Here is a 21546-nt window from a genome sequence, read left to right on the forward strand (position 1 = left end):
TCGCTTACATCAACCCCGCTCAACTCAATGCCGAACAGCACTTACATTTACAAGAAAACCCTGAACTTGTTGATATACTTAGATGTGATTTACACAGGGTTTTGAGGGAACACTAATAGGAGACAAAACTCTGACTCTTCTTGCTAAGTCACTGTTCTAGGATGCTGTAATGTCTTTAAGTGAAGCCAATACCAGAGAGAAGTTAGTTGATCCGGCGTTAGAAAAAGCAGGATGGAACCTCACAAATCCCGATCAGGTGAAAATTGAGATTCCGGTAGATGGCTACGATGCAGCACCTTGGAATGGAGTAACAGACTACTGCTTATATCAGCCTAATGGGGAAGTTATCGCTGTTGTCGAAGCGAAAAAACAAAGCCGTGATCCCCTGATAGCACAAGCACAGGTAGAACATTACGTTACGGAAATTGAAAAACATCAAAGTTTTCGTCCTTTTGCTTTCCTAACAAATGGTGTAGAAGTCTATTTCTGGGATGTGGGTAACTTTGCCAAACGGCAAGTTGCCGGATTTTTCTCACCAGCAGATTTAGAAAATTTGCTTTACCTCCGCCAAAATAAAATACCCCTGATTGAAGTACCGATTAATAGCCAAATTGCGGGGAGGGCGTATCAGCAAGAGGCGATTCGGCGGGTTTGTGAGGCGTTTGATCAAGGGAAGCGTCGTGCTTTGTTGATTATGGCGACGGGTACGGGGAAGACGCGCACGACAATGGCGATTATTGACTTGTTTCTGAGGGCAAACCAAACCCGTAAAGTCTTGTTTGTAGCCGATCGCGATAATTTGGTAGATCAAGCTTTGACGGATGGTTTTAAGCCGCATATCCCTAATGAACCATGCGATCGCATTTTTACCCACAATATCGACAAGACAAAACGCCTGTATACAGTCACTCTGCAAACTTTGGCGCGTTGCTATCAACAATTCACCCCGGCATTTTTTGACCTGATTATTTTTGATGAGGCACATCGGTCAATTTTTAACCGCTTTCAGGAGGTGATGGAGTACTTTGATGGCCGAATGATTGGGCTAACAGCTACTCCAGCAACTTTTGTTGACCGTAATACTTTTAACACCTTTCACTGCTTTGATGGAACCCCTACCTTTCTCTACGATTTCACCACAGCAGTTAATGAAAAATATTTAGTCAACTTTAGCCTTTATCGCGCACAGACGAGATTTCAACGCCAGGGAATTCAAGGAGCAAATCTCAGTGAGGAAGACCGCAATGCTTTGATAGAACAAGGTCTTGACCCGGATGAACTGGATTATTCCGGGACAGAGTTAGAGAAAACTGTCAGTAATAGAGACACTTTGCGAAAGCAATGGGAAGAAATATTAGATAAATGCCATAAAGACGAGTCTGGACAACTACCAGCGAAAACAATTGTATTTGCTCTGACTCAGCCTCATGCTCTACGGCTTTGTCAAGTATTTGAGGAAATGTATCCCCAGTATTCGGATTTGGTGCGGGTGATTACTCATGAAACCGAATACAAGGGAAAGTTGACAGGCAAATTCAAAAATGAGGATATGCCTCGGATTGCGATTTCCGTTGATATGCTGGACACCGGGGTAGACGTACCAGAGATCATGAATCTGGTATTTATGAAGCCAGTACACTCGCAAATAAAACTCTGGCAGATGATTGGGCGGGGAACCCGCAACCAAGAGGCTTGTAGACGTTTGGAGTTATTGCCAAATCGTACCAAGCAAGAGTTTTTGATTATTGATTTTTGGGAAAACGAATTTGAGGCGCAGCCACAAGCAGCAGTGGCGCAAACTATTCCTGTACTTCAGCGAATTTTTAACACACGCTTGGATTTGCTGGAGTTGTATTTGAGTGAGCAGGAGTCGCCAGAGTGTCAAGCGGTAATTGCCAGTTTGCGCCAACAAATTGCCGAAATTCCTATGGATGCTTTTACTGTCAAGAAGCAGCTAAATGAAATCGAGGAAGCTTGGACGGATTCATTTTGGGCTTACATTACTCAAAATAAATTGAAATTTCTGCGACTAAAAATTGCCCCACTGCTGCGCTTTGTTCCAGGAGTAGATGTAGCCGAAGCTACCTTTACTAGCAAAGTTGAGCGATTGAAATTGGAAATTAAGACTGAGGCGGCAAAGCCTGATACATTACAATCTGTTGCTGATGATGTAAGCCGCTTACCAGACTTTGTGCATCAGGACACCCAAAAGCAAGGCGCAGTAAAGTTGTGTTTGTCGTCTCGGTTGAAAAATGCAACTGTGGCTGAATTAAATCAGGTGATTGCTGCTTTAGCCAATCAGATGAAGAATCGACGACAACGCCCCAGTGTGTTTTTAGAGTTAGACTTGCCTGATTTTGTGGAAACCCGTGGCTTCATTACTCTGGGTGAGGGTGCTGAACAGGTGTATGTGGAAGAGTACAAAAAACGTGTGGAAGGCAAGATTACAGAAATCGTGGAAAATCACCCCACAGTTGCAGCAATTCGCCAAGGGGAAGTAGTGACAGATTGGCAATTAGTAGAGTTAGAACGAACTTTGCGGCAAGGTTTGGGGGGTGGTAATACGCAGCTTTCGGAGTCAAATATTCGCAAGGCTTACGGGTTGAAGGTAGGGAGTTTGTTGGCGTTTCTGCGATATCTTCTAGAACTGGATGCGATTCCTGATTATGAGGAGGTGGTGAAGCGTCAGTTTGAGGAATATATTGCTCAACATCAGTATAATGCAACTCAGATTAATTTTTTGCGGGCAGTGCAAAGTGTATTTTTGCAGAAGCGCAGGTTAGAGGTGGCTGATTTATATGAGGGTGCATTAGCAAGGTTTGGGAAGAATGCGGTGGATAGGTTGTTTTCTGAGGATGAGGTGGATGAACTGTTAGGGTTTACAGAGCAGTTAGCAGCTTAGATTTATTAGTTTCAATAAGTTAAAAATAATAGATATTTAATTATGCTCACTGACACTAACCTAAAATCAAAAGTTGATCAACTTTGGGATAAGCTATGGACTGGTGGCTTATCTAATCCAATGGATGCGATCGAGCAGTTCTCTTTCTTGCTCTTTCTTAAACGCTTAGACGAGGCTGAAGATTTAAGGGAACGACAAGCCAAGCGACGTAAACAAGAGAATTATCAGCCAAAATTACCGTTAGAAATGCGGTGGCGACATTGGACACAGATGAAGGCTGATGATGCTTTAAGTCATATTAAAATTAAGGTCTTCCCCTGGCTGAAAGAAATCGGTAATCCTAAAACTCAGGAAGAATCCAATGAAATAGATAATCCTGAAACTCAGGAAGAACCTAATGAAATTAAAAATTCCTTCAGTCAGTATATGCAAACTGCGGAATTTAAAATTAATAAACCAAGTCTGCTAATTGAAGCCTGCAAAGCCATTGATGAGATGAAAATCTCGGAACAGAATCAGGATGTGCAGGGGGATTTGTATGAGTATTTATTATCAAAGCTGAGTATTGCTGGGAGAAATGGACAGTTCAGGACACCCCGCCATATTATCCAGATGATGGTGGAAATGGTGGAGCCTAAACCCACTGACAGAATTGGCGATTTAGCTGCGGGTACTTGTGGGTTTCCTGTCAATGCCTATCAATATATTTTAGAAAAACACACCAATCCAGAAATATTGTATGACGACAAAGGGCAAAAGCACCTAGTTGGGGATCTGCTCTCTGCTGAGGAGGCGGAGTTTCTGCAAACTCAAGCTTTGACTGCATACGATAATGATTCTGGAATGACGATGTTACGCATCGGTTCCATGAATTTGATGCTGCATGGTATTGAGCATCCCCGGTTCTTTTATATGGATACCCTTTCTAAATCTTTTAATGATGAAAAAACTCTGGATTTAGTATTGATGAATCCGCCTTTTAAGGGAGCAGTCGATCCTGGTGATGCTCATTCCACTCTGGCGGGTAAAAGCAAAAAATCAGAATTGCTATTTCTGCACCTAATTCTGCGCGTCTTGGATATGGGTGGTAGATGTGCGGTAATTGTCCCGGATGGGGTGCTGTTTGGTTCCAGTAAGGCGCACGTCGAGATTCGCAAAAAGATTATAGAAGAAAATCGCCTTGATGGGGTGGTATCAATGCCTAGCGGCGTGTTTAAACCTTATGCGGGGGTGTCTACAGCCGTGCTGCTGTTTACTCGTGGGGGAACCACTGACCGGATTTGGTTCTACGATATGGAGCATGATGGCTTTTCTCTGGATGATAAGCGCCAACCTGTAGCTGAGAACGATATTCCTGATATTCTTAATTGTTGGCGGAATCGGTTTAATGCTGATTTCACTAAGCAAAGGGAGGAGCGTTTAGCCGAGTTGAAAGAGCAAATTGCACCTTTGAAGACGGAACGGTTGCGACTGCACAAGGAAATTAACCGCCTGACTTTTGAAAATGCCATTGCACCCGCCGATGATGAGGATACCCGTCTGGCGTTGGAAGCAGATAGGCAAAAACTGGCACAACTTCATGAGCAAATGTCACCTTTGCAAGCGGAGATTAATCAATTAAATCGTCAGTTTTGGGTGAGTAAGGCGCAGGTGAAGGGAAATAAATATGATTTGTCAGCAAGTCGTTATCGTCAAATTGAGCAGGATGAAGCATTTTATGATTCGCCACAGGTGACTCTTGAACGAACTTTGAAGTTAGAGGCAGTGATGACGGCGGAAGTGAAAGAAATAATGGATTATTTAGCATCATTCTAATATGGAAACTGCCACTTTTGAAACCAGAACTATTGAGGAAGTCATAGAAAAAGTCATAGATTACCGAGGTAAAACACCTCCAAAAACAAAAGATGGTATTAAGCTTATTACGGCAAAAGTAATTAAGGATGGTTGGATAGTAGAGGGTAATCATGAATATATTGCTGAAGATACGTATAAATCATGGATGACTCGTGGTTTTCCAAAAAAAGGAGATGTTCTAATCACAACTGAAGCCCCTTTAGGAGAAGTAGCTCAATTAAGAACCTCTGAAAAAGTAGCACTTGCCCAGCGAGTTATCCTTTTACGAGGAAAGCAAAATGTAATATCACAAGAATATTTACTTTATGTTCTTAAAACAGCATTTGTACAAAAGCAACTGTATGAACGCTCAGCAAGTACAACTGTATTAGGAATAAAGCAGAGTGAGTTACTGCAAGTTAAACTTCCATATTTCCCTTTAGCAGAACAAAAGCGGATTGCAGCAGTCTTGGAAAAATGCGATCGCCTGCGCCGCACACGCCGCTACGCCCTACAACTCAGCGACACCTTCCTGCAATCCGTCTTCTTGCAAATGTTTGGTGATCCAGTTACTAATCCAATAGGTTGGGATATTCAAAGTCTAGATGATTTCATTCTTGATACAAAAAACGGTATTAGTAGACGAAGAAAAACTTTTGATAATGTTGGTACTATAGTTTTAAGAATTAAAGATGTTGGTTGGGGAGTAATTGATTATTCCGAACCTAATCGGATAGATTTAAGTGAAGAAGAAAATAAAAACTACTGCCTTTATGATAATGACCTATTATTAGTGCGAGTTAATGGCAACCCTGATTTAGTTGGCAGATGTGCTGTATTTAAAAATATAGACGAACCAGTTGCATTTAATGATCATATTATTCGCACCCGACTAAATCATAAAGTTGTCAACCCCCTTTATGTTGTACATTTGTTGAATTCTCCATACGGAAGACATCAATTTAAAGGTTGTATTATTACTACTGCTGGACAATTCACAATTAATCGCACAGGTATATCAAATATTGTGGTTCCAGTTCCTCCTCTCCCCCTTCAAGAAAAATTCGCCCAAATCGTCCAAAAATTTGAACGCTTCCGCACCCAACAACGGGAAGCCGAACGCCAAGCAGAACACTTATTTCAAACCCTGCTGCATCGTGCCTTTCGGGGTGAACTCATATCTTCTGATTTCGATGATGAAGCAGTATCAGCCTTATCTAAAGAGATTGGCGTAAAACAGGCAAAACCAAAATCTACAGGTGACGTTTCTGAATATATCCATACCAAAATCAGTCAACAAGAAACAGAAGCAGTTCAGCTAACCTTGCCAGGATTGGAATGGATAGAGGAATGAAGTGCGATCGCAACTTATCCCTCTGCGAACAAATAGCGATTACAAAACTTTTCAGTCTAGTGAATGAAGCAGAAGCGTTTACCCTGATCTAGAATAGAAACTTTCTGCTATCCGTCTGTTGTGAGTAGCTACTAAAGTTTTCTCAAAATTTCCATTTATGGCTGCCATATTACTTCAAAGTGAGGAATATGTAGACTTAACATTTAAACTTAGAGGCGCACCTATTCCTCTTGACAACGGTTATCTTACCTACGCTGCTTTATCCCGTATTTGTCCTCCACTACATGAACTAAACAATATTGGGATTCACCCGATTGCTGGAATACCCACCAGAAACAATTTGCTTGAACTCACTGCTCAATCTCGTCTCAAAATTCGGATTCATCATCAACAGATTCCTTTAATTTATCCTTATTTAGCAGGTCAAGCTTTTCATATCGGTCACAATTCTTATCAACTAGATATTCCCGACTACAAACCGTTAATTTCTTCAGAAAGTGTCTATTCCAGATTAGTGATAATTACAGGCTTTCAAGAAGCTACTACTTTTATTGAAGCTGTGCAACGGAAACTGGATAATAAAGGAATACAAGGAAAAATTGAACTACTTACCCGACAAGATGGAACACCTCAAAAAAGACAATTAACCATCAATAAACAAGGGAGACAGTTTAAAGTCAGAGGATTTGGCGTAAAAATCAGCCAACTCAACCCAGAAGATTCCTTAATCCTGCAAGAACAAGGAATAAGTGGGAGACGAAAGATGATGTGTGGAATATTTGTCCCAGCGACTCGCACCAAGGAAGAACAGGAAACCTGATCATGGTTGCTACCCAACCCAAAATTTTCCTATCTCTCGATGCTGCGGATACGACAATAATGCACCGTGTCGGAATGACGGGACTTTATATGACTTTAAAGCGATTAGAAAAGCAATATCCCTCATCTCGTCAACGGGGAGGAAATATATCATGGTATTTGACTGCTGATACTATTGAATTATTCTGGCAAGGAAGTGATTATGTCGCCCTATCTTGGTTAATTAAGGAGTCTTTTCAACTAGATGATACAGGTTTAATTCATTTAACAGGATTAGAAAATGATGCAATAGATTTAAGCCAGAAAATCCACATTCATGAGGGAATGTGTGTTGTTTTTCTTCGTCATAATCAGTTTTATCAAGCAGGAGAGATAGTTAACACTGAACTGACGGTTGAAGAACAAAAAGTCGAGTATCAATATAAATCCCTAACTTGGTACGCACATCAAATCTTTACAGAGAAGTTATGCGATACAAATACCCAACAACTCAGACAGGATTATGTTCAAATAACCAGTTGGTTGTATTTAGGAGGAATTGTTCGCCATGCTAGAACGCAGAACGCTACAAAACTGGAAGAAAAACCTAAATATGCCTTAGCATTATTATTTGTACCAGTAGTTTGTCATTATTGCTTACTTCATATTCCATCAGAAGACTTGAAGGAAAAGAAACCCCATCGCTACCTAGTGGTGATTCCAGAAATCAAGGATTTTGAAGATGCTTCTCAAAGAAGATGGCGATTACAGCAATTAAAAACCAAACAGCTTCATGTTAGTAGCGTTGGTGAAGCAGGATTACTTTACTACAGCTTAGACGATACTCAGCCCCAAGGCGACTACTATCAAGCTTGTCAAGTTTGGTTATATGAAAAAATGAATAAAGATTCTCGTCAAAGAACATTGATGAGTATAGACGAAATTGAAATTGATAAGAATACTTTAATCACTTATCAACAGGTTCAAAAATACTTTCAAACTAACTATCAGCAAATTAAACCTAAGCAAATTTTTATTAAAGTGAATCCGATTCGTTCTTTGATTGCTGATAATTTAGTAAAAAGAATCCATTGGTGGTCTAATTTTTGGGAAAAATTGGTGATAGATGATTCAAAAGGATATTTATTTAACCAGCTATTTTTCAACCGCGAAGGATTCATAAGAATGGCAGAAAATAGTGAAGAAGACAAGCAGTATCTGATTTTCATCAAGGTATTTCAGCAAGCGATGAAGGGCAATTTTGCTAAAATGTATGCCAAAGCCCAGAAAGGAAAAGACCCTCCGATTAAGAAGAAAGTTGAACGGTTAAGGGCAGAGCTAAACTATTGTTATGATGAATTGTCGTTTAAGGAGTATTTGTCCGACTTTTTAGTAAGAGGAGGATTAAATAAGTACTTTAATGAGCATCAAGAAGAAATTTCACTATTAATTAAAAAATCACCTTGGCAAGAAATAAGAATTTGGGCATTGTTAGCGATCGCCAGTTATAAACCCAAAGATAAACTCACCAATAGAGATGATAATTCATTGCCAAACAATCAAAACCCAGAAGAAGTGAATGATGAGTCAGAAGAAGAGTGACAGTAATATCCCCAATTATTATCTTTATGGAACAGTCCTCACTCGTTATGGTTTAGCTTCCTTAAATCATGACATGAGGCGAGGAAATAAGACTACTCTGCAAAAAGGCTATTGGAATGATGGGAAGATTTATTCTATTGTAGGTTCGAGTGCAATTCGTTGGGCGTTACGTTTTTATCTGCAAAAGCAAGGTTATTTAGTTAATCGAGTTTGGGATGAAGACGAACATATTAATCGGTTAACAAGTGAAGATTTCGACCCGGAAAAATTTTATGATGATGATATTTTTGGGTTTGCTTTATTAGAGTCTGCTGAAACAGAGGAAGAAACTTCAAAAACCAAGAGAACAAAGAAACAAACAAAAACCAGCACTCCTAATCAGCGAATGGGTGCTTTAGGAATGAATCACGCTGTTTCACTAACGCCTTATGATGGTGCAGTTAAGTTAGGCGCGAAAAGTGGCAGAGATAAGGATAGTACATCGCTTCATTTTACAGAATATCATGCAACTCGATATCAATATTATTTTGGAATTAATGCCACTCATCTCAGAGATTTTTCGCGGATTTTACCTCTGATAGATGGGATTATGAATCTTCCCAAGGTAGGAGGAAGTAGTAATATTTTTAATTATCCTTTTTGTCCTGATAGTTTTGTATTTCAATGGACAAATAATTTGCCTTCATATATTTCCTATTGCTTTGAATATTGTGATCCTAAGAGTAAGGACGTAAAACTTACACAAGAGTTTATAGATGAGGTGGAATGCGGGCAGATTGACCCTAGTAAATTATGGATTGGGGGAACAATTGTTAAGGAGTTACAGCAATTGGATGATTTTGATAATTCTCCTTTTAACAAGGCGCATATCTATCGTAATCGAAATGAACTGATTGAAGAGTTAAAAACAGTCATTAAAAGAGATTTGAGGTTAAAAGAATCAAAATGACTGCACCATTAATTCTCTATTTGGATGTTCCATTTGCGACTTTTCGGGAGTCCCATGCAAGGGAAATGGGAAAAACCTATCCTGTCCCTCCTCCAGCAACAGTGTATGGGATGTTGTTGTCTTTGGTAGGGGAAACGGATGTCTATCGCCACTGTGGGGTAGAATTGGCGATCGCAATGTTATCTATCCCTAAAAAGTCCCGAATTTTGCGTCAAATGAGACGGTTTAAGAATGCTGATTTTAGCCATCCAGAGAATGTTATTCCCGGTTATCAAGAAATTTTGTCTAATGTGAAGTGTTTGATTTGGGTTCGTTCTGACGGGGAGAAGATACAACCAAGTTTAAGTGAGAGGATACAGTTAGCCTTTGACCATCCTGAGCTAGTAAGACGGTTTGGTTGTTTATTTTTGGGAGAAAGTGACCAGTTGATTAAAACGATTAAACTTGTGACCCAAGATTATTTAGAAGGGGTGAGACAGTGGGTGATAAGGGATAATCGAGGCAGGTTAACCTTACCTTATTGGGTTGACCATGTGGGGTCAAGAAATACCCGATTTTTGAGGTGTGGGATTGAGGAAATGCCAAGCTCACCACCTCCTGATTTAGCGTGGACAATGATTCAATCTCCAATTTGACAAGTATCTCTATATAGGAAAGGGAATTTAAGGTAGAAGAATGGCGGGAAGGTTTACACGCTAAGGGATATGGTAATTAAGGTAAGGAAAAAGGTGCTTGCCATTTTTGGAAAAGTTTATCAGCACTGGGTTTGAGGGGCTGAAAGTAAGGGAAACTTTGGTAAGTTTTGTGTTTTTGGTTTCTCGATCTGGAAGGTACTTGTAAGATTGTAAATGAGCCTTCCTCAGTTAAAGGTTTTCACCCTTGCTGTGATTCGTGGCTTAATGCCGTTAGGCGTTGCTCACTAATGCGATCGCCTCCCCTCCAATGTCCAGCGCAGGTGATTCGTGGCTTAATGCCGTTAGGCGTTGCTCACTTTACTGCTTAGAATATCGTCACGCGAAGCATCACAAAGTGATTCGTGGCTTAATGCCGTTAGGCGTTGCTCACTTGTCCCCGTTAGCATATTGAAGCCGAAATATAGCGTGATTCGTGGCTTAATGCCGTTAGGCGTTGCTCACCGCCAAGAGTTAGATACATACTGGAGTCGGATTACTGTGATTCGTGGCTTGATGCCGTTAGGCGTTGCTCACAGAATTAGCCTATCCGGCACGCAGCTACTGTATACGTGATTCGTGGCTTGATGCCGTTAGGCGTTGCTCACAGATATGAGATCAAATTATTGACTGCTATCGCAGAAGTGATTCGTAGCTTTAGAAGTAAAGAGACGTGAACTGAATCACGTCTCCAAGTGATGGGATAAATGCTTTGTGTGTTAGGCTGCGTCGTCTACCAGTAAGCCATTCACAGCGATGATGATGATTTGTGCTGCTAAAGGAGTGTCACAACGTAATCTATCGTCGCTATTACAGGGTTGTGCTACCCATTTCCCCTCTAGATTTTGGTAGAAAGTGCCAAGTAGTTGAGAAGCATTCCAGACTCGATACAGTTCACCTAAGTCATCTGGTACTGAGTCAATTTCAATTTCTGGTGCTACTGGGTCGGCAAGCTGGTCAAGATATTCCTCAAACTCTGATTCAGCCAAGGCTGGGTTATCAAATTCATCTTGTACAATCATCATGAGTGACCTCATTAATGGGGTTGAACAAAAGGCGATCGCATTTCTCTTGGCCGAGGGCGATCGCCTTTTTGAGTACATCAATATATTAGTAACTTTAGTAGCTAAAATCAACGAGCCTATTTAAAACTTTAATTTGTCACTTCGACTGTGCTTAAAAAATTGTTTACCGAGATTCCTAATGCAGTACAAATAGCCTCTAATACTTTTAAAGAAACGCTTTCAGACTCACCATACTCTAATTTCTTTAAGTTTTGATGCGAACACTCACCACCTCTGGCAGCAATTTCATCAGCCAGTTTCTGGCGTGATTTTTTTCCACGTAGTCGCTTTAAAACTGTTCCTCTATCTTTATTCCAGGCTACAGATACAACGTCTTCAATATAAATATAAATTCTGGTTTCTTTTTCACCCTTGTTGGACATATAATAGCTACAGCAGTAAACAAAATATAAATTTCTGAGCTACTACAGTTTACAAACTATAACGATCTAGAGTAAAAGTGAGCCTCCTTTAGAAAAACTGACGCTGAACCACCAAAAGTCATTTAGTTTTCATTCTTATCAACAGAAGCCCAAACATGCAGATTTGCCTTGCTATGGATAAAAATGCGATCGCAATGTTGAGATTTTGATTCCTGGTAAGCCATTAGTATCTTTAGCGGCGTTTTGTTTCGCGGGTCAATGACTATAAACTTGCCATGTTCATCTAGCACAACATAATTGATGGCGCAATCGCGTATCAGGTCAAAATAACTATAGCCATCTTCATCCTTGCCAGCTTTACCACCAGTAGCATAGAAGGATTTCTCTAAAGCATTAATGATTTGATTCTGCTTAAGATTTTCTTTTAACTGCCCAATTTCCTGTTGCAATGTGGTCTTTTCGCCACTCCAGCGTTCTTTGAGTTCTTGGAAATTGCGCTGTTCTTCCAGTTTGCGCTCTTCGTAGGTTTGGGCTAATTGCTCAAGTTCCTGGAATCGCTTCGGGTCAATTCCTTGGATTTTTTCAAGCTGTCCCGAAAGTTCAGCAACTTTGGTTTCTAAATCTTTGGCTCTTTTAGCGGCCTCGTCTCGCTCCGTGCGGTTGGCTTTGGCTGTGTTGAGGATTTTAGTAACTTCGTCGTCACTATATTGTTTTACTGGTGTTGATGAATCTTCTAATTCAGAAGGCATACGCATCACGCGATATATTGTCGCCACCAGAATTCCCAATAGTTTTGCAAATTATGAGCTTTGCTTGAGTAAGCAGAATGGTAGAATTTGAGCGCATCCGCATTCACGTTATCTCAGGATGACTCAACCGCAAAACCCTCCACCTTCCCAGTCAGCCTCGTCATCTGGGCAAATCCCTGCTCAATCAACCGTGCAGATGCAAACTACGGCGGGCAAACGCACAGGGAAAATATTAATCAGCATTTGGGAGCCTGTGAATTTGCTGGATCAAAGCTTGATGGGGGATTACTGGAAAACGGTTTATCTGTCCATTCAGGATGCGATCCTGTTGAAAATGCCTTTTTTGGAGACAGCACAGGACTTACAGAGGATGCCAAGCGTGACCTAGAGCAACAAGGGGCTATTTTTGGCGATCGCCCCCCAGTTCCCACTTCCAGATAAAACAAAGATGAAAAATTTGAGCCAGTCGCGTGGGCGGCTCTGCCGACTTGAGCGAACTGGCGTTCGCAAGCACTAACAACAGAAGAATTCATCCAAAAAGCTCGTGCTAAACATGGCGATAAATACGACTACAGCCTAGTAAGGTATGTTAATGCAGAAACCAAAATAACTGTCATTTGTTCTGAACATGGCAGCTTTGATCAACTTCCTTACAATCATCTTCGGGGAAACGAATGTCCTGAATGCTCAAGGGAAAATATAACCGAGACGAAGCATAGTTTTGAGTACAAAGGAGTTCAGTATCGAAGTATTAAACACGCTTGCCAAAAATTAGGTAAAGACTACTGGGTTGTCCTCAAGCGATTAGATGCTGGCTGGACTTCAGAGCAAGTGTTTGATGATGCACCTCATAACCCCCGACATCCTTTCGAGGTAAATGGCATTGTTTATAACGGTGTAGAAGATGCTGTTCGGCAATTAAATTCTCCTGTCAGTTCTGCAACTGTAAGGAGACGGTTGGCGGAAGGCATGAAGCCAGAGGAAGCCTTGTTTGCCCCTCCCAAGTTTGGTTATGACAATGGCGTTGTTTATTTAGCCACTAATCTCATCAATGGTAAACAGTATGTTGGCTTAACTACAACATCTTTAGAAGAACGCTGGGAAAGACATTTAGATCAAGTTTCTACAAAGGAAGCTTCGCTAATTCATAAAGCGATCGCTCTCTTTGGGGAAGAAAACTTCACGCTTGAAATCATTGATTCTGCTTCTAGCATTGAAGAGCTTAGAGTTAAAGAACGTCAATGGATTAAACAACTCAAGACTTTAGCTCCTAACGGCTACAACGTCAGCAATGGTGGAGAAATGGGGGGCGCGCCTGGTAAACCAACAAAGCTACCTGGAGATTCTACTGTTTATTTGTCTGTTAAAGCTGCGGCAGAAGCTTTAGCCAAGCGAGAGGGGATTAGTGTAGCTGCTGCTGAGAAGCGAATTTACACAGGTAGAATTGAGGTTAAAAAGCCGCATGGAATGTCAAAAACGCGGCTGTATAGATATTGGGATCGGTTAATTTATCAACTAAGCAATCCCAAGCCAAAACACTACGATGGCTCAATAGTCTGTGAGCGATGGAAGAATTTCACAGATTTTTACCAGGACATGGGAGCGACTTACAAAGATGACGATCGCCTCAAGTTGATTAATCCTGAGCTTCCTTATTCAGCTGAAAATTGTGCGTGGGAGAAGCGTTGAAAGGCGATGGCAATCACTTCCTTTAAAACCTGAAAAATTTTCCAACAAGTGGAAGTCATAACAAGGTTAGGTGCTACACAGTTGGCTTCATTTGCTTAAAAAGTGAAGCCAACTGTGTAGCACGCAATTCTTAAATTTTCTTCTAAGTCGCGCACTTCGCCTTTGATTATGCGAAAATAGAATTGTCAGAACACTTGTACTACTTGAGCAGTAAACTGGTATGCGAAGCGCCCTTGATGTTGCCAAATATTTTCTTTGTCGTGTTGACAGAGAAGCTGGCGACACAATATCCCCATTGAAGCTTCAAAAGCTTGTGTATTATGCTCAAGCTTGGAGCTTAGTGTTGCGAAACGAGCCTCTGTTTCCTGAAAAAATTCAAGCATGGCCTCACGGGCCTGTGGTATACGAAGTATGGAATCATTACAGAGATTATAAACATACTGCTATCCCTGAACCAGAAGCGTGCGAACTAGATTTTTCGGAAGACGAGATTGAAATATTAGAAGAAGTTTGGGATGCTTACGGTGAGTTAAGTGCTAGGCAGCTTGAAAAGTTAACTCACGATGAACAGCCGTGGAAAGAAGCCCGTGAAGGCTTAGACCCCGGTGAAAAATCACAACAAATTATTTCTCATGAGACAATGAAATCTTATTACGAGAAATACTTAGTTGTTGTAGCTTAATGGGGAAAAAGCATCTCCCAAAACAAAAGACTGAAAACAAATCTAGAAAAATCCCTGAAGCGGCTACAGCTAAAGCCACTCAGGGAGAGCCGAGCGATCACTTAAATCCAAGCTTTAGATTTACGCACGCAGATACAAATCGATACTGCTTGTCAGAATGGAAGGCAGATGAAATTAAGGATTTAATGCGTGCGTTAAAAAAAATTGAAAAACATACTTGGCATCAGATAAAAAGCCAGGGTTCTAAAACTAGAGGCGAGTCAGTTGGTTGTGGATTTAAGATTATTAAGCAGCATCCACTACTTCCAGATAGTGTTAGCGACGACGTTACTATCACAGAAATGCGCGTTTGTGAGAAGAAGCGGATTTTTGGTTTTAGGGTAGATTCAATTTACTATATTGTTTGGTTTGATAGAGAACATAGTATTTGCCCAGAGTAAGAAGCGATCGCACTTCCCCAAAGCCAACAAAAAGAAAGCGCCTCGTTTTTTTGAAGCGCATTCTTCACTCACTATGGAATTTTTATTATCGCATTCGAGCGATCGCCCTCATACCTGAAAAATTTTTCAAGATGAGCTAGTTTTAGCTACTGGCAACAGCAATGTATCTTCAATCTCCTGTCGCACATTTCGGCTTACGTAACACTCGCTGTTAAGACAATCAACTAGTAGCTTATTAGCGTCATAGTACTGCTGTAACAGTTCTTCTTGTTCGACGTTAAATTGCCAATCATGACCGATATTACGATGCTCAATCATTACTGCTCTGAGTTTTTTAATCCAAGCTTGACCATTTGTCTGCCACCACTGTTTCAGTTCTACTAAGTTTTTTGGTTTTAAATCTAGTAGTTCTTGTATCTGACGCTGCAAGTCGCGGGCGTGGTCGCGGTCGAGTTTGAGGGCGAGGACGCGGGCGCGGTTGAGGGCGCGGTTGAGGTCGAGGGCGCGGACGCGGTCGCGGCCGAGTTCGCGGTCGAGTTCGAGGGCGCGGTCGAGGGCGCGGACGCGGTCGAGTTCGCGGTCGAGTTCGCGGTCGAGGTCGAGTTCGAGGTCGAGGTCGAGTTCGCGGTCGCGGTCGAGTTCGCGGTCGAGTTCGAGGGCGCGGACGCGGGAGCGGTTGAGGGCGCGGTTGAGGACGAGGTCGAGTTCGAGGTCGCGGTCGAGTCCGAGGGCGCGGTTGAGGGCGCGGTTGAGGACGGAGGCACGGTCGAGGGCGCAGTCGAAATAGAAAACTCGAATAGCTGCTCTTTTATAGGACGCTTCCACAGAACTGGATTTTAAATCAACCCAAGTGAGAAACTGCTTTAATTCATCATCATTTACTACGAGTTCATCAATGCGATCTTTCATTAACTTTAAAAGGTCATCAGCATTAGCCAACATCCCCACACTCAACAAGAAAACTTCTCGCCAACGTTTGTTGGTGATATGACTCTCTAATTTTTTAAACACCTGTTGAGAATTAGAATTTAAGGTTATTTGTTTAGCAGTGAAAAACTCATGAAAGGTTAAATGAGAAAATGAATAAATTCTTCTTGCCCGTTCTACCAGTAATCCATGCTGTGCTTCAATCGATTTCAGTACTGCTTTACTTTCTAACAGTAGTGCTTCTGAGTCGGTTTGTGCGTCAGGTAAGTTTTCAATGTAATCAGTAATGTATTTTTCTGCTTTCCCTTCCTTGAAAAAGTAATCTCCTTTCTCAAAGGTTTCCAAGGCAATCATGCTTAGTAGGTCTTGTTTGCGTCTAAGAGAGAGTTTTTGATATACCTGATCGCGTTCAATGCTGCGCGTACCATCCCATTTTTTCAGTAATACTTCTACTCCTTCTTGGTAAAGCTCAGAACGACTGGATGGGAAATCTGTTGCTCCCTCAAACAACAAACACAGCAGCGTCAAGAGCAAGGGATTGGTTGCTAGTTGTTTAATCCTTGGATTTTGTTCAAGCTTTTCAATAAATTTTTGGGCTTTTATGGGGTTCTTTTTAGCCTGAAACCATTTGGCAGCAAACTCGGCAATCTGTTTTTCATCAAAGTCAGCAACCTCGACCTCAGTAAAGTTTTTAAATTTATGTTCATTGGCAGCAATCCGGCAGGTGATCAAAAAACAGTTGCCATAATAATGAGTAGAGACTTTTTCAACTTCTCTGATAACTCTATCGTTGTCTGCTTGTCTAACTTCGTCTAACCCATCAAGTAAAATAATTGCTCGACCTTGACGCAATAGCGTTTCAGTTATCTTCTCGTCGGAAATATCGTTGAGAGCAAATTGGTCATTGATATATTGCAATAAACTCGGTTGCTGAGATTCTTCCGCAAAGGCTTTGAGTGTGATGAAAATAGGGACGCGATCGCCTAAAAAGCAGCCTAAGTTACACTGCATAGCTATTCGCTTTAAAAAGGTGGTCTTACCCGCTCCCGGCTTTCCTAAAATCATCAGTTTGGAGTATTGGTTAACAGCTGTCAATCCAGATACTCGCTCTTGTACTACCCGACCGAAACCAATGCGATCAAAGTCTTCCAGATTAATGTTTTCTAAAAGTTGAGATATTTCATGCTGTTGGAATGCTGTAATTTTTTCCAAAATATTGACATCAGTGTAAATGTCATTTAACCCAATGGGCTGAGTCATTTCCAGCACTTGCATTTTGCCGCAAAGCTCTTGGATGTATGGTTTTATCTTTTCCCGTACCTGTTGTACCAGTTCATCAATGCTTGGGATTTGGACTACTGGTTCCTCTGCCTGAACGCTGCCAGTTACCTCCTCCAAGTCAAGTTCTAGTTCTCGGCAAATAGCGCTGAAATTGTCGTTTCTTACTGCTTTACCAGCAAAAAAATTATCAACAGGTTGGCGGCTTATGTCCAATTTTTTTGCTAACATCTGCCGGCTCCAACCTTTATAATCTAGAGCGGTTTTTGCTTTTTCAATACCTGCTGGGCAAGCTATGAGCGAATTTTGTGGCATAACTTCATTCGGATCAGCCACCCCAAATTTTATGATAAAAGCCAAACTCATGCAAAAGTCATGCGGTGTAAAGCAGAACTTTGGCTGAACTCAAATTGCCTAACTGCGAGACTTAAAGCAGTTGAGCGATGGATAAATTAATGACTAAGTTAACGGTATCTCAAGAAGGTGAACCCAATTTCAACCAGGAAGTTTTGATGGAACGTCTGCGCCAAGCTCGTTACAGTTTCAACCTGACTCTATTTGCCACTGCCATGTCTTTGTTTGTAAGCTTAGTGGGTGCTGGGTTGTTACTGTCAGGCAAAGCTACAGAGGGAACTGTCACCACTGCTGGAGGAATAGTTGCTAGTGTGCAATGCACTAAACTTGCCAAGGAAGCCAACGATAGACTTGACAAAATTCTAGTCGAGCTTAACGACGCTCCTTAGAGAAGTGTTGCATTACCCAAGAGCGATCGCTTAGACATAACTCTAGAATTGGAGCGATCGCCTCAGCCCTCTTCCCTTTTCACTTGCTTTCATCGAAAATGCTGATAGTAGTTGAAAGCACAGCTATGACAGACAAGCCAGATCCACAGGTATTAGAGACAGCCATAACAGCAGCCAGTAATCAGTAATGCTCATACAGGATTGCACCAAGCCATTCATGAACTGAGGTATGGCTCAACAACCCAAGCGAAGCAAATAATCATGGAGTTCGTGTAAGTTTCGCGGCTTTGCTTGATTGCATAACTAGTTATGCAATTGTAAAACACAAGCGATTGCTGTAGAGAGGTAATTTAGCAAAACATGATCAATAATTGATTAATGTGATCATCAAGCTAATTATGATCATGTTTTTCAACTTAGTAACGTCGTTATTGCTCTACAATAGTGCCACTATGATACGGTTATTCAACTAGTGTAGTGCCACTATGATCGAGTTATTGGTTTACTGTAGTGCCACTATGATAAGGTTATTCAACTAGTGTAGTGCCACTATAATGCGTTTATCGAACCACTGTAATGCCATTATGATACTTTGAAGTTTGTGAAAAGTTTTTCAAAAATGCCTTAATAGGCTGATATATTGAGCCTGTAATGGAGTTTTGATAATTATAGTGACAGGTATCATCATTGCTTATGCCTCTGCTTTATTGCGGAAGACAGCCAGCAACTGGTGTTTTAGAATAAATGAGACAACTAAACATACAATAAGACAACTTAAAAAACTAATTAATTTATCAAGCTCAAGTAGTTTTTACCATTGATGTTGTCCAAGAGCAGAGTAGTAGGAGAGTGTAGCGGTGTCCACTGCAATCGTGATTTTTACTCATGAGTTTGAGCAGATTCGGAAAAGAAAGATAAGTTCATCAACAAAATTTGAGAAATTAACTGCTAAAGCTCGTAGGTTGATCCACCAGGTTAACCAAGAATGGAACAACCTTTCTACTGAAGACCGCGAAGAACTAAAAGACTTTGCATACTATTGGCTGGAACCAGCTACACAAGGCGTATCTAGCTTGAAGCTTACAGTTCGAGCAATAATTTACTATTTATTTTTGCGCGTAACTAATCAGACAGAAGCTTTCCGTTCTTGCATGAGAGCTTTAAACACTCTGTCTGAGACAATTTTAGATACAGCAACACGTCACGACCCTAGCTATCAAGCGGTTTTATCTGATACTCTAGAACAATTGTATTCATACCCAGAGCAGGGTAAAGTTTTGAAGGCGGAGGAAACCCGTGACTGGTTGCGAAGCTTATCAGATAGTGCCATTGGAGAGGTTTGAGATTAGCCTCAAGAAGCTGATTAAAAGTCATTACCGCAAAAACGAAAGAGCTAGAGATTCTTTTTTGGAGTTAGTAGAGGATTACATCAAAAAACTCCGTGAGAATCCTAGCTCTAATTCATTTTCAGAGGATGAAGGTTTTCCCAAAGGAACGTATAGAGCAGACTTTAAATTCAGAAAAATCAAATTTAGAACACCAGAGTTAGACGGATCTGCTGGGCAATGTCGCTTCATGTATGCAGTTAATGAAGTAAAGCGCATTGTTTATCTGGTCTGGATATACACCCATGAAGAATTTCGCAAAAGACCATCTGATGACGAATTGAGAGCAGAACTTGTGGCTATTCAGCAAGAAGAAGCCGAACAAAGTCAAAATTAAACCCACCTTCCTGAAAAGTTTTTCACAATCTTACAACCCCGCTCCCTTCACTGCCTACCTTGATACATCGTTCATGATTTTAGCCGCATCATCCACAGGGTTCGGAGTTGATACACTCAAGCTTCTGGGTGTGTTGGCAAGTTGGAGGATTCGATCGCTCAAAGTATCCAACCTCCAGGGAAAACGCACCTTATTTCCTAACAAAAACTAATACGGATTTCAAAATCATCTATATAAGTGCAAAATCTGACAAAAACATAAACAGAACAAATCGATTATTCTACTAACACATAAATTAGCTTATCTCTAAGGAAATAACTCTTGTGTAAAGATAAACTAGCTAACTATTTAGCCATGAATAAGTAAGCTTAGTTCTGAAAATAAACAATAATTTTAACTAAATTGTTGACAAGTTATTTTACGCTAAATCTAAAACTCTTTCTAAATAATTATTATCCATTGCTGCCAGAAACTGTTTATTTTTGATTCCGCGTTTTACACGCTTCTCTTTACCTAAAAGATTTACTGCTATCTGCCGCATTACTGCAAAATTTTGTGGAGCATTATCTTTCCTAATCCTACAATCATCTTCTTTTAAAGCTACATCTAATACCCAATGCAATGAGTTTTCTATCCCCCAGTGGCTGCGAACAGCATTAGCAAGTTGTTTGACATTATCTTCAAGACTACTAATAAAATAACGAGTCTCTACTGTTGTTTTACCATTCACTTGCCGGACGGATTCTACCATTCCAATACTATTAAGGTTTGACCAAACTGAATCAGGGTCAAGTTGAGATTAAATTCCTGATAACATCACATAATTACGAATTTCATGACGACCATGCCCAGTTTCTTCTGTTTTATATGTGCTATGTTGAAACCCTTCAAAACCTTTACTTATGCCTGATAAAAATAGGTTTTCTACTGACTCATACAGATTACCTTGGTTCTTTTTTAGAGTAATTACATAATCTGCGTTTTGTTGCGTAATTAACCTCACTATTTCTTTCTGACAACCGATAGCATCAATCGTTACGATACAACCGTTAAGCTCTAAAACTTTGATTAATTCTGGTATTGCTGTAATCTCATTTGATTTAGAGTCTACTTTTACCTGTCCCAGCACCAATTTATTTGTGGTTGCCCATGCGCTCACCATTTGAATTGCACTTTGCTCAATACTCTTGTCATGAGAGCCGCATAACGTTTTTCCGTCAATTGCTACAACTTCACTTGCAGTTATTTTCTGAACTGTTTTTATCCAGTTTAAGAAACATTCCTGAAATTGCTGCGGATTCAATTGTGCAAATACTCTTGCAAATGTATCATGCGATGGGATGCCATTTGGTAGCTCTAAAAATGTTTTTAACCACTCATACTTTGTGCAGCCATACAACTCTATCGCCACCCAACTATCTGCTCCACATATCACTGCACAGATGGCAATCGTTAAAATGTCAATTAACTTGTGCAGTTTTGTACGATCTATTCGTGGGTCTGACATTTGTGCGAAGTGGTCAGCAATGGTGATTTTGGGCTTGAGTTTCACACGAATTAGGCCAATCTTACTACTTTTACAATGACTCTACCATCAAAGCTTGAATGCTTACTTATCTGTCACCCGCGATCAATACTTTCTTCTGACTTTAGTATCTTTGTACTATATTTAGATGCGTTCGCCCTGATCCAACCTCTGCTCAATGCCTTGGTTTGCTGTTTTTAGCGAATCAGCGATTTAGCTGACGGTTGGCACA

19 protein-coding genes, 2 pseudogenes and 1 CRISPR repeat array are annotated in these 21546 nt (G+C 40.8%); of the genes and pseudogenes, 16 read left to right on the forward strand and 5 right to left on the reverse strand.

The features are described 5' to 3' along the window. Window positions 1-169 precede the first annotated feature (169 nt). The 7 genes from AC504W_RS03670 to cas5 all read left to right on the forward strand — a co-directional run bounded on the left by AC504W_RS03670 (window position 170) and on the right by cas5 (window position 10076). Window positions 170-2902: a type I restriction endonuclease subunit R gene (locus AC504W_RS03670; protein ID WP_494874843.1), complete on the forward strand. Its 2733-nt coding sequence runs from the start codon at window positions 170-172 to the stop codon at window positions 2900-2902. Window positions 2903-2944: 42 nt separating this feature from the next. Then, window positions 2945-4717 (forward strand): type I restriction-modification system subunit M, encoded by a 1773-nt coding sequence (locus tag AC504W_RS03675; RefSeq protein WP_494874844.1) that lies wholly within the window; start codon window positions 2945-2947, stop codon window positions 4715-4717. Between the two features lies 1 nt (window position 4718). Next, window positions 4719-6092, forward strand: a complete 1374-nt coding sequence (locus AC504W_RS03680; RefSeq protein WP_494874845.1) for a restriction endonuclease subunit S — start codon at window positions 4719-4721, stop codon at window positions 6090-6092. Window positions 6093-6249: 157 nt separating this feature from the next. Next, window positions 6250-6912, forward strand: coding sequence for a type I-MYXAN CRISPR-associated protein Cas6/Cmx6 (gene cas6, locus AC504W_RS03685; protein WP_494874846.1), 663 nt, complete (start codon window positions 6250-6252; stop codon window positions 6910-6912). 2 nt (window positions 6913-6914) lie between these two features. After that, window positions 6915-8492 (forward strand): type I-MYXAN CRISPR-associated Cas8a1/Cmx1, encoded by a 1578-nt coding sequence (gene cas8a1, locus AC504W_RS03690; RefSeq protein ID WP_494874847.1) that lies wholly within the window; start codon window positions 6915-6917, stop codon window positions 8490-8492. Further along, window positions 8470-9441 (forward strand): CRISPR-associated protein, encoded by a 972-nt coding sequence (locus AC504W_RS03695; RefSeq protein WP_494874848.1) that lies wholly within the window; start codon window positions 8470-8472, stop codon window positions 9439-9441. The genes cas8a1 and AC504W_RS03695 overlap by 23 nt, the downstream gene beginning before the upstream one ends. Continuing rightward, a complete protein-coding gene (gene cas5 / locus AC504W_RS03700; protein ID WP_494874849.1) occupies window positions 9438-10076 on the forward strand; it encodes a type I-MYXAN CRISPR-associated protein Cas5/Cmx5/DevS in 639 nt (212 codons plus the stop codon). Before AC504W_RS03695 ends, cas5 begins: the two co-directional genes overlap by 4 nt. Before the next feature lie 249 nt (window positions 10077-10325). Beyond that, window positions 10326-10720: a CRISPR direct-repeat array (repeat unit 36 nt; unit sequence GTGATTCGTGGCTTAATGCCGTTAGGCGTTGCTCAC). Between the two features lie 111 nt (window positions 10721-10831). On the opposite strand, the gene AC504W_RS03705 is transcribed toward cas5, so the two are convergent. Next, window positions 10832-11137, reverse strand: coding sequence for a hypothetical protein (locus tag AC504W_RS03705; RefSeq protein WP_494874850.1), 306 nt, complete (start codon window positions 11135-11137; stop codon window positions 10832-10834). Between AC504W_RS03705 and AC504W_RS03710 the strand changes: the two genes are divergently transcribed. Continuing rightward, a complete protein-coding gene (locus tag AC504W_RS03710; protein ID WP_494874851.1) occupies window positions 11136-11261 on the forward strand; it encodes a hypothetical protein in 126 nt (41 codons plus the stop codon). The two genes, AC504W_RS03705 and AC504W_RS03710, sit on opposite strands and share 2 nt — an antisense overlap. A 4-nt stretch (window positions 11262-11265) precedes the next feature. Here the strand turns inward: AC504W_RS03710 and AC504W_RS03715 are convergent, their stop codons facing one another. Beyond that, entirely contained in the window at window positions 11266-11559 is a 294-nt protein-coding gene (locus AC504W_RS03715; RefSeq protein WP_494874852.1) for a helix-turn-helix domain-containing protein, read from the reverse strand. A gap of 122 nt (window positions 11560-11681) precedes the next feature. After that, window positions 11682-12335, reverse strand: a complete 654-nt coding sequence (locus AC504W_RS03720; RefSeq protein ID WP_494874853.1) for a hypothetical protein — start codon at window positions 12333-12335, stop codon at window positions 11682-11684. Window positions 12336-12395: 60 nt separating this feature from the next. Here AC504W_RS03720 and AC504W_RS03725 point away from each other — a divergent pair, with 60 nt between their 5' ends. From AC504W_RS03725 to AC504W_RS03745, 5 genes and pseudogenes are all read left to right on the forward strand, one after another. Further along, complete coding sequence (locus tag AC504W_RS03725) at window positions 12396-12749, forward strand: hypothetical protein (RefSeq protein ID WP_494874854.1); 354 nt, start codon at window positions 12396-12398, stop codon at window positions 12747-12749. 90 nt (window positions 12750-12839) lie between these two features. Next, window positions 12840-12938 (forward strand): annotated as a pseudogene (locus AC504W_RS03730) (DUF723 domain-containing protein); the annotation flags it as partial. Between the two features lie 201 nt (window positions 12939-13139). Further along, on the forward strand, window positions 13140-13997 hold the full coding sequence (locus tag AC504W_RS03735; RefSeq protein ID WP_494874855.1) for a GIY-YIG nuclease family protein: 858 nt from the start codon (window positions 13140-13142) through the stop codon (window positions 13995-13997). 220 nt (window positions 13998-14217) lie between these two features. Further along, on the forward strand, window positions 14218-14679 hold the full coding sequence (locus AC504W_RS03740) for a Panacea domain-containing protein (RefSeq protein ID WP_494874856.1): 462 nt from the start codon (window positions 14218-14220) through the stop codon (window positions 14677-14679). Continuing rightward, on the forward strand, window positions 14679-15119 hold the full coding sequence (locus AC504W_RS03745) for an MAG6450 family protein (protein WP_494874857.1): 441 nt from the start codon (window positions 14679-14681) through the stop codon (window positions 15117-15119). The genes AC504W_RS03740 and AC504W_RS03745 overlap by 1 nt, the downstream gene beginning before the upstream one ends. A gap of 126 nt (window positions 15120-15245) precedes the next feature. Here AC504W_RS03745 and AC504W_RS03750 read toward each other — a convergent pair whose 3' ends face one another. Continuing rightward, window positions 15246-17660, reverse strand: coding sequence for an NACHT domain-containing protein (locus tag AC504W_RS03750; RefSeq protein WP_494874858.1), 2415 nt, complete (start codon window positions 17658-17660; stop codon window positions 15246-15248). A 107-nt stretch (window positions 17661-17767) separates the two neighbouring features. Between AC504W_RS03750 and AC504W_RS03755 the strand changes: the two genes are divergently transcribed. From AC504W_RS03755 to AC504W_RS03765, 3 genes are all read left to right on the forward strand, one after another. Continuing rightward, the gene (locus AC504W_RS03755) at window positions 17768-18067 is read left to right on the forward strand and encodes a TRADD-N-associated membrane domain-containing protein (RefSeq protein WP_494879452.1); all 300 of its coding nucleotides are present in this window, start codon (window positions 17768-17770) and stop codon (window positions 18065-18067) included. Between the two features lie 857 nt (window positions 18068-18924). After that, entirely contained in the window at window positions 18925-19410 is a 486-nt protein-coding gene (locus AC504W_RS03760; protein WP_494879543.1) for a hypothetical protein, read from the forward strand. Beyond that, on the forward strand, window positions 19364-19789 hold the full coding sequence (locus tag AC504W_RS03765) for a hypothetical protein (protein WP_494874861.1): 426 nt from the start codon (window positions 19364-19366) through the stop codon (window positions 19787-19789). The genes AC504W_RS03760 and AC504W_RS03765 overlap by 47 nt, the downstream gene beginning before the upstream one ends. A gap of 418 nt (window positions 19790-20207) precedes the next feature. Here the strand turns inward: AC504W_RS03765 and AC504W_RS03770 are convergent. Beyond that, window positions 20208-21341, reverse strand: a pseudogene (locus tag AC504W_RS03770) (ISAs1 family transposase). Window positions 21342-21546: the final 205 nt, after the last annotated feature.

It is taken from the genome of Nostoc sp. C96 (assembly GCF_059384975.1).

Bases quoted from the DNA above. Each gene is read 5' to 3' on its own strand.
- AC504W_RS03695 (WP_494874848.1), top strand. From the start codon at position 8,470: ATGATGAGTCAGAAGAAGAGTGACAGTAATATCCCCAATTATTATCTT.
- cas5 (WP_494874849.1), top strand. From the start codon at position 9,438: ATGACTGCACCATTAATTCTCTATTTGGATGTTCCATTTGCGACTTTT.
- cas6 (WP_494874846.1), top strand. From the start codon at position 6,250: ATGGCTGCCATATTACTTCAAAGTGAGGAATATGTAGACTTAACATTT.
- AC504W_RS03755 (WP_494879452.1), top strand. From the start codon at position 17,768: ATGGATAAATTAATGACTAAGTTAACGGTATCTCAAGAAGGTGAACCC.
- AC504W_RS03670 (WP_494874843.1), top strand. From the start codon at position 170: ATGTCTTTAAGTGAAGCCAATACCAGAGAGAAGTTAGTTGATCCGGCG.
- AC504W_RS03745 (WP_494874857.1), top strand. From the start codon at position 14,679: ATGGGGAAAAAGCATCTCCCAAAACAAAAGACTGAAAACAAATCTAGA.
- AC504W_RS03715 (WP_494874852.1), bottom strand. From the start codon at position 11,559: ATGTCCAACAAGGGTGAAAAAGAAACCAGAATTTATATTTATATTGAA.
- AC504W_RS03740 (WP_494874856.1), top strand. From the start codon at position 14,218: ATGCGAAGCGCCCTTGATGTTGCCAAATATTTTCTTTGTCGTGTTGAC.
- cas8a1 (WP_494874847.1), top strand. From the start codon at position 6,915: ATGGTTGCTACCCAACCCAAAATTTTCCTATCTCTCGATGCTGCGGAT.
- AC504W_RS03675 (WP_494874844.1), top strand. From the start codon at position 2,945: ATGCTCACTGACACTAACCTAAAATCAAAAGTTGATCAACTTTGGGAT.
- AC504W_RS03680 (WP_494874845.1), top strand. From the start codon at position 4,719: ATGGAAACTGCCACTTTTGAAACCAGAACTATTGAGGAAGTCATAGAA.
- AC504W_RS03705 (WP_494874850.1), bottom strand. From the start codon at position 11,137: ATGATGATTGTACAAGATGAATTTGATAACCCAGCCTTGGCTGAATCA.
- AC504W_RS03710 (WP_494874851.1), top strand. From the start codon at position 11,136: ATGAGTGACCTCATTAATGGGGTTGAACAAAAGGCGATCGCATTTCTC.